Here is a 2,363-nt window from a genome sequence, read left to right as displayed (position 1 = left end):
TGGCGCCCCCGCCGAAATCATCACGGAGGCGAAGGCCGCAGACCGGTTGGCCGGACAGCCGGGCGAAGCCAGGCGCGGCGTTTCGTACGAGGACAGCAGCGATTATCTGGAAGGCAAGCCGGTGCAGCCCGCTGCGGCGGAGCTGCTGGAGAGCTTCTGCCGCAGCAATGCTTACAAGCGGGGCGTTGTTCCCGGAATCTGAAAGCCGGCCCCGCACCTTGTTAACCGTACCGTCGCGCCATTCCTGCGCCGGATATGCCGCGGCGGTACTTGCTGCGGGTGCGGGGAGCTGTCAGGAGCGCAGCACTTGATCGATAAAGGCTTCGGTCGCGGCGATGGCCTGCTCCAGCTGCGGGGTAGGCCCGGCAAACGGATGGACCGTTCCGAAGGTGTGATCGCCTTCCGGAATCTGCACCCAGTCGATGTCCGGTCTTATGGCGGTCAGCTTCTCCGATCCTTGCCGCAGGCGGGCGTTGTCCTTGCTTCCCTGAATGAGTGTAACCGGAAATTTGGCCGTCCGCATCCGTTCCATAATATTGTAACGCTCCTTCTGCTGCTCCAGGTCTTCCAGAATGACGGCATCCAGCGGCATTTGCTGTCCGGTCCGGCCGTTCAGGACATAGGCCCGGCCGTGTTCACGCATGTCCTTCTTCTGCTCTTCGGTGAACAGATCCAGGTCGGTGACGCCGTTCCAGGCAATGACCCCGGCGATTTCGCCGGGATTATCCAGCGCGTACACCAGACAGTTGCCCCCACCCCGGCTGTGCCCCAGCAGGAAGAGCGGGAGTCCGCCGAGCTTTGGATGCTGGCTCAGGTAGGAGAGCAGCACTTTCAGGTCTTTGAGCTCACGATGGTATGTATTGCGGGCAAACTTCTCAAGCTCGGTGAAGCTCTGGAGATTGTCGCCGATTCCGCTATGGGAGAAATTGAAGGTCACGACCTCATGCTTGCGGCTCAGCGATTCCGCGACATAAGGAAACATCCCCCAATCCTTGAACCCTTTATAGCCGTGCGCGATTACGATCAGGCTGCCTGCGGCTCCCTTGGAAGGGAAGCGGGTACAGCGCAGAACGGAGTCATCCCCTGCGGGAATTTCAAAATTGGTGCTTCGACTCATCAGAAAATGTCCCCTCTCTGTCTGCCGGGCGGCAAGTCCATTGCGTGTGCCGAAGCCGCAGCGGGAATGGGCGCATGGACTTCGGCGATGTTTTCTTTTAAAATATAAGAATTTATAAGCAATGGACCACCGTCCCCGAAAATGACGGCAAAAGCTGTTTCTTCTTAAGATAGCAGAAAGCCTGCCTCAAAACTATACCATCTATATCATTTCACATATGAATTTGCGGAAAAAGAACAATTGAGGAGCGTGTCCCCTTGATCTACGGAATCGGGCATGATGTGCTGGAGATACAAAGGATCACCGCTCTGCTGGAAGGGCGGCTCGGCGGCAGGTTCGCGCGCCGGGTCCTGACCGAAGGCGAGCTTTCCCTGGCCGAAAGCCGCGGCGGTCTCACGGCGGAGTATGCCGCCGGAAGGTTCGCGGCCAAGGAGGCTATCGTCAAGGCGTTCGGCTGCGGAATCGGAGCGGCGCTTGGATTTACGGATATTGAAATCCTCCCGGACAAGCTGGGCAGGCCGGAAGCGTTCATCCGGGGCGAAGCCTGGACGAGGCTGAATCTGCCGGAAGAATATGATCACCTCATTCACCTTACGATTACGCATACTCGGGGCTTGGCATCGGCCTTTGCCGTCGTCGAGCAGCGGGCGCGGTAGCGGTGGCGCGGATTATTTAACATAGATTAATTATGACCTTGATAAATGACATCAGGGTAAGGAGTAACGAAGGGGAAGTCTGGAACTGTGGGAGCCATAGGATAGACCAAGAAATCTGGAGATGGGCAGCGGCCGGCAGTCCAGACATTCCTCGTAGTTACGACTGATATCTGACGGAAAATTTGAACCAGCAAGGAGCGTAAGCATGGCACAGGATGAAGAACGGCGGGACACGGAGGGGCGGGAGGACATGGCGTTCTTCAGCCGCCATTTGCTGGAGTGGTACCACGAGCAGAAGCGCGATTTGCCGTGGCGGCGCTCCCGCGACCCGTATCATATATGGGTATCGGAAATTATGCTGCAACAGACCCGGGTCGATACGGTGATTCCGTATTTCAACCGGTTTATCGGGAAGTTCCCCACGATTGAGTCCTTGGCCGATGCGCCGGAGGAAGAGGTACTGAAATGCTGGGAGGGACTCGGCTATTACTCCAGAGCGCGGAATTTGCAGCATGCGGCAAGACAGGTGAAGGAGGCTTACGGCGGGAAGGTTCCGGACGACCGCGAAGCGGTATTCGCATTGAAGGGCG

2 protein-coding genes and 2 pseudogenes are annotated in these 2,363 nt (G+C 57.7%); 3 read left to right on the top strand and 1 reads right to left on the bottom strand.

Annotated features, from left to right (window positions below; all coding sequences use genetic code 11):
* A pseudogene (locus L692_RS32745) lies at window positions 1–202 on the top strand (ammonia-dependent NAD(+) synthetase); the annotation flags it as partial.
* A 90-nt stretch (window positions 203–292) separates the two neighbouring features.
* On the opposite strand, the gene L692_RS0113690 reads toward L692_RS32745, so the two are convergent.
* The gene (locus L692_RS0113690) at window positions 293–1,117 is read right to left on the bottom strand and encodes an alpha/beta fold hydrolase (protein WP_025700681.1); all 825 of its coding nucleotides are present in this window, start codon (window positions 1,115–1,117) and stop codon (window positions 293–295) included.
* A 257-nt stretch (window positions 1,118–1,374) separates the two neighbouring features.
* On the opposite strand from L692_RS0113690, the gene acpS reads away from it, so the two are divergent.
* Both acpS and L692_RS28770 read left to right on the top strand, forming a co-directional pair.
* The gene (gene acpS, locus L692_RS0113685; RefSeq protein ID WP_025700679.1) at window positions 1,375–1,773 is read left to right on the top strand and encodes a holo-ACP synthase; all 399 of its coding nucleotides are present in this window, start codon (window positions 1,375–1,377) and stop codon (window positions 1,771–1,773) included.
* A 205-nt stretch (window positions 1,774–1,978) separates the two neighbouring features.
* Window positions 1,979–2,363 (top strand): annotated as a pseudogene (locus L692_RS28770) (A/G-specific adenine glycosylase); the annotation flags it as partial.

This window comes from Paenibacillus forsythiae T98 (assembly GCF_000520735.1).
Lineage (GTDB): Bacteria > Bacillota > Bacilli > Paenibacillales > Paenibacillaceae > Paenibacillus_AQ > Paenibacillus_AQ forsythiae.
The sequence above is the reverse complement of the archived record's forward strand: the minus strand, read 5'-3'. Positions and strand labels throughout refer to the sequence as shown.

Coding starts and splice junctions, on each gene's coding strand:
- L692_RS0113690 (WP_025700681.1), bottom strand. CDS start 1,117: ATGAGTCGAAGCACCAATTTTGAAATTCCCGCAGGGGATGACTCCGTT.